Below are 5,844 nucleotides of genomic sequence, written 5' to 3' on the forward strand. Positions count from 1 at the left end.
CAAAGAGCCCTCAGGGCTTTTTATAGTGGAGGAAAAGATGCTAGATTCATTTGATAAAGGCTGGTTTGTGCTACAAACTTACTCTGGGTATGAAAATAAAGTGAAAGAAACCCTTTTGCAACGTGCCCAAACCTACAATATGTTGGACAATATTTTGCGCGTGGAAATCCCAACGCAAACTGTCAATGTTGAGAAAAACGGGAAAGTCAAAGAAGTTGAAGAAAACCGTTTCCCTGGTTATGTCTTGGTTGAGATGGTTATGACAGACGAAGCTTGGTTTGTTGTGCGTAACACACCAAACGTTACAGGATTTGTTGGGTCACATGGTAACCGTTCAAAACCAACACCGCTCTTGGAAGAAGAAATCCGCTCAATTCTCATCTCAATGGGTCAAACGGTTGATGTGATTGATACCAACATTAAAGAAGGTGACGTGGTTCAAATCATTGATGGTGCCTTTATGGGACAAGAAGGTCGCGTCGTTGAAATTGAAAACAACAAAGTGAAATTGATGATTAATATGTTTGGAACAGAAACACAAGCAGAATTGGAACTTTACCAAATCGCTGAACTGTAAACAAGCGTCATGATTAAGCTAGGGTGAATGCTCTAGCTTTTTGTTGGTCGGTGGCTAAAAATGATATCGGCATTGTGTGCTTTTGCCAATCATTTGATATACTGTACATAGTCATATACAAGAATAAAGGAGTCTGTAAATGTCTGTTGGTTTAGTATTAGAAGGTGGGGGAATGCGTGGGCTTTACACAGCTGGCGTTCTCGATGCATTTTTAGATGCTGGTATCAAGGTTGACGGGATAGTCGCGGTATCAGCTGGGGCACTTTTTGGGGTGAATTTTTTATCTAAGCAAAAGGGCAGAGCTCTCCGTTACAATCAAAAATACGCTTCTTATCCTAACTACATGGGCCTTCGTTCTTGGTTACGAACGGGCAATGTGGTCAACAAAGAATTTGCTTATTACAAGGTTCCCATGGAATTAGATGTTTTTGATGAGGAAACCTTTGAGCAATCTGGTGTTCCTTTTTACGTCACTGTCACCAATCTTGAAACAGGTAAGGCAGAATACCACAAGATTGACAATGTGTTTGAGCAAATGGAGTTGTTTCGTGCCAGTTCGGCCTTGCCAGTAGCCTCAAAAATTGTTGAGTGGCAGGGCAAACATTACCTTGATGGTGGCTTGTCAGACAGCATTCCTGTTGATTTTGCCAAAAGCCTTGGCTTTGATAAACTCATCGTGGTCTTGACACGTCCGCTTGATTACCGCAAAAAAGCGTCTAGTGGTCGCCTTTACAAGTTGCTTTATAGGCATTACCCTAACTTTGTCGAAGTGGCTTCCAAACGTTACCAATACTATAATGACACGCTGGAGCACATTATTGATTTGGAGCAGAAGGGGCAAGTTTTTGCGATTAGACCAAGCCAACCATTAGAGATTGGACGTCTGGAAACCAACCCTGACAAGTTTGAAGAGATTTATCAGATTGGCTTGAAACAAGCCAAAGCAGATATGGCGAGCTTACAAGCTTATTTATCGAAGGCATGAAGTCCCCAGTGATTTCGCCTTTTTTCTTTGTTATTTTCATGGTATAATAGAAGCTATACTATGAACATGGAGAAATGACATGGCAACTTACAATCACAAAGAAATTGAGAAAAAATGGCAGGCTTATTGGGCTGACAATCATACGTTCAAAACAGGAACAGACGCTGACAAACCAAACTTTTACGCGTTGGATATGTTTCCTTACCCGTCAGGTGCAGGGCTTCACGTTGGACACCCAGAAGGCTACACAGCAACTGATATTTTGAGTCGTTTCAAACGTGCACAAGGCTATAACGTGCTTCACCCAATGGGATGGGACGCTTTTGGACTTCCTGCTGAGCAATACGCGATGGATACAGGAAATGACCCAGCTGAATTTACAGCGCAAAACATCGCTAACTTCAAACGCCAAATCAATGCACTTGGTTTCTCATACGACTGGGACCGCGAAGTAAATACCACTGACCCTAGCTACTACAAATGGACACAGTGGATTTTCACAAAATTGTATGAAAAAGGCTTGGCATACGAAGCTGAAGTGCCTGTTAACTGGGTTGAAGAATTGGGAACAGCCATCGCCAACGAAGAAGTGCTTCCTGACGGTACTTCTGAACGTGGAGGGTACCCAGTTGTCCGCAAACCAATGCGTCAATGGATGCTTAAAATCACAGCTTATGCAGAGCGCTTGCTAGAAGATTTGGAAGAACTTGACTGGCCTGAATCAATCAAAGACATGCAACGCAACTGGATTGGTAAATCAACAGGTGCCAATGTGACCTTCAAAGTGAAGGACACAGACCAAGATTTCACAGTCTTTACCACTCGTCCTGATACTCTTTTTGGTGCGACTTATGCTGTTTTAGCACCTGAACACCCATTGGTTGATGCTATTACAACGCCTGAACAAGCACAAGCTGTGGCAGATTACAAACACCAAGCAAGCCTCAAATCTGACCTTGCGCGTACAGACCTTGCTAAAGAAAAAACAGGTGTTTGGACAGGTAGCTATGCGATCAATCCTGTCAATGGTCGTGAAATGCCAATTTGGATTGCAGATTATGTGCTTGTGAGCTATGGAACTGGTGCTATCATGGCTGTTCCTGCCCACGACACACGCGACTGGGAATTCGCTAAACAATTCAATCTAGATATTATCCCAGTACTTGAAGGCGGCAATGTTGAAGAAGAAGCTTACACAGAAGACGGTATTCACATCAATTCTGGCTTCCTAGACGGTCTTGACAAAGCGCAAGCCATTGACAAAATGGTCGAATGGCTCGAAGCTGAAGGAGTGGGAAATAAAAAAGTCACTTACCGTTTACGCGACTGGCTCTTTTCACGCCAACGCTACTGGGGTGAACCAATTCCAATCGTTCACTGGGAAGATGGCACAACCACTGCCCTTCCAGAAGACCAACTTCCTCTGGTCTTGCCAGTAACTAAGGACATTAAACCTTCAGGAACAGGGGAGTCACCACTAGCTAACTTGACAGATTGGTTAGAAGTTACTCGTGAAGACGGTGTTAAAGGGCGCCGTGAAACCAATACCATGCCACAATGGGCAGGTTCAAGCTGGTACTTCTTACGCTACATCGACCCGCATAACGACGAAAAACTAGCTGACGAAGAATTATTGAAACAATGGTTGCCAGTTGACATTTACATCGGTGGTGCCGAACACGCCGTGCTTCACTTGCTTTACGCTCGCTTCTGGCACAAATTCCTTTATGATTTAGGCGTTGTTCCAACCAAAGAACCGTTCCAAAAACTCTTTAACCAAGGGATGATTTTGGGAACAAGCTACCGCGACCACCGTGGAGCCCTTGTACCAACAGACAAGGTTGAAAAACGCGATGGGTTATTCTTCAACATCGAAACTGGCGAAGAATTGGAACAAGCACCAGCTAAAATGTCTAAATCATTGAAAAACGTTGTCAACCCTGACGACGTAGTTGAACGCTATGGTGCCGACACATTGCGCGTGTATGAAATGTTTATGGGACCATTGGACGCTTCTATCGCTTGGTCTGAAGAAGGTCTTGAAGGCTCACGTAAGTTCCTTGACCGCGTTTACCGCTTGTTGACAACCAAAGATATCGTTGCTGACAATAACGGTGCTTTAGACAAGGTTTACAATGAAACCGTTAAAGCCGTTACAGAACAGCTCGAAGCCATGAAATTCAACACAGCGATTGCACAATTGATGGTCTTTGTAAACAGCGCCAACAAAGAAGACAAACTCTTTGTAGATTACGCCAAAGGCTTCATTCAATTGTTGGCTCCATTTGCCCCACACCTTGCTGAAGAATTGTGGCAAAACGTGACCCAATCAGGTGAAAGCATTTCATACGTGGCATGGCCAACATGGGATGAATCAAAACTTGTTGAAAACGACGTTGAAATTGTCATCCAAATCAAAGGAAAAGTACGAGCTAAATTGGTCGTACCAAAAGACGCAAGTCGCGAAGAACTCGAAAAACTCGCCCTTTCCAATGACAAGATTCAAGCTGAAATCGCAGGCAAAGATATCGTCAAAGTTATTGCTGTCCCTAACAAACTTGTCAACATCGTGGTAAAATAATCACTACATATAATCTTGAACTCCTGTCCAATGGACAGGAGTTTTTGGTTTATAACGATGATGTCTAGTAAAACTTAGTAAAATCCAATAGTAAACGTTTACAAAAAATTATCTAAAAGGTAAAATAAAAGAAAGAACCTAAGAAAGAGGGAAAAATGGAAGTAAAACAAGAAATTGTTGAGATAATTAATCGGCAAAAGATTGAAAAATACACTATTATTAATGATAATGGTGTCCAAGTTGGTTTACTAACGCTGGGAGCAACTTGGCAAGAATTTTTAGTGCCAGATGACAAAGGTGGTCAGAAAAATCTTATCATTGGTTTTGATGAGCCAAGTGATTATCTGAAAAGTCCTTTATGTGCAGGTCAATCAATCGGACGTGTTGCAGGGCGTATTAATCAAGGGAAAGTTAACCTTGATGGCAAAGAAATTCAGCTACCACAAAACGAAAAAGGAAACACTCTTCACGGTGGTCCAAAAGGTTTCCACAAACACATTTGGCAAGCAAGAGTTGAAAATGATATTGACAAAGCCACTGTTGTCATGACTTACAATGCTAAAGAAAGTGTTGATGGTTTCCCTGGTGATATGTTGGTAACAGCACGTTTTACGCTGGATAACGACAATCGTTTTATAATCACTTACACTGGTAAAAATGGCGGTCAAGCGACCCTCTTTAACCCAACTAACCACGTTTACTTTAACCTCGGTGAACGCCAAGACTTGGCACACCATACCTTTACTTTGGCTGCTGACTGTTACTTGGAAACACGTGATGATTTGGTGCCAACAGGAAAATTCATTGACGTTGCTGGCACAGCTTATGATTTTCAAACTGGGCAAAACCTTGGAGAGGCTATCGCTGATACAGGCGGGCTTGACGATGCTTTCTTGGTAAATGCTTCGCTTGATAAACCTTGTGGAGAATTGAAAGATGAAGAAAGTGGCGATTCTGTTCACCTTTATTCTGACCGTGATACTTGGGTCGTTTACAGTATGGGTGGCATTCCTGAGGATATTTATCCAGCGCGTGATAAGGGTAAAATGGCTAAAGAATTTGAAGCCTTAGCGCTTGAAGCACAATTTCTCCCAGATGCTATTAATAATGACGGTTTTGGTGATATTGTTCTTCCAGCCAATACCGAAAAGACTTATACTATTGCTTTTGAATATCATAAAGGATAATATAATTTTACAAATTCAGTTAAAAAAGAGATTTCTGTTTGGAATCTCTTTTTATAATTTACAATTGATTCTTGAATTATGATTGAGAAAATCCAGTCAGAGCAAAATAGTTGTGTGAAAACATACTTTGTAGTAGCATAGCGTTATACAGTTCTACATACTATATTCCAACATCAAAGTAATATAGTATGTAGAATTAGAAAGGAAATGTAAATAATGATTGAAATTACATTTTTAAACGCCGTAAACCAAGAACGAGTGGTGACGTTTGACTCATACGAGGAATTCGAACGTTCACAGCAAGCTTGCTCAATCGATATTGCCGACTATTACAAAGTCACTAAGGTCGTTTATAACGGTCATGTACTGGATTATTCAGGAAATTATGGCAACCTATTTTACTACTTTTTAAAACAAGATTTAACACAATATCGCTAATATCATGTTTGTTATTTAATGATGCGGTGCTTTTATGGGAGAACAAAAATGAAACCCAAATTTCAAGTTGAAATTA

At 41.4% G+C, this 5,844-nt stretch carries 5 protein-coding genes; all 5 read left to right on the plus strand.

What is annotated here, in order from left to right:
* Window positions 1-37 precede the first annotated feature (37 nt).
* The 5 genes from nusG to B3473_RS04110 all read left to right on the plus strand — a co-directional run bounded on the left by nusG (window position 38) and on the right by B3473_RS04110 (window position 5,768).
* Window positions 38-577: a transcription termination/antitermination protein NusG gene (gene nusG, locus B3473_RS04090; protein ID WP_154454841.1), complete on the plus strand. Its 540-nt coding sequence runs from the start codon at window positions 38-40 to the stop codon at window positions 575-577.
* Window positions 578-716: 139 nt separating this feature from the next.
* Window positions 717-1,562: a patatin-like phospholipase family protein gene (locus tag B3473_RS04095; RefSeq protein WP_154454842.1), complete on the plus strand. Its 846-nt coding sequence runs from the start codon at window positions 717-719 to the stop codon at window positions 1,560-1,562.
* A gap of 79 nt (window positions 1,563-1,641) precedes the next feature.
* On the plus strand, window positions 1,642-4,143 hold the full coding sequence (leuS, locus tag B3473_RS04100; RefSeq protein WP_154454843.1) for a leucine--tRNA ligase: 2,502 nt from the start codon (window positions 1,642-1,644) through the stop codon (window positions 4,141-4,143).
* Between the two features lie 155 nt (window positions 4,144-4,298).
* Window positions 4,299-5,330 (plus strand): aldose epimerase family protein, encoded by a 1,032-nt coding sequence (locus tag B3473_RS04105; protein ID WP_154454844.1) that lies wholly within the window; start codon window positions 4,299-4,301, stop codon window positions 5,328-5,330.
* 216 nt (window positions 5,331-5,546) lie between these two features.
* Window positions 5,547-5,768 (plus strand): DUF4649 family protein, encoded by a 222-nt coding sequence (locus tag B3473_RS04110; protein ID WP_020916018.1) that lies wholly within the window; start codon window positions 5,547-5,549, stop codon window positions 5,766-5,768.
* Window positions 5,769-5,844 lie beyond the last annotated feature (76 nt).

The organism is Streptococcus sp. UBA632 (genome assembly GCF_002300045.1).
GTDB lineage: Bacteria > Bacillota > Bacilli > Lactobacillales > Streptococcaceae > Streptococcus > Streptococcus alactolyticus.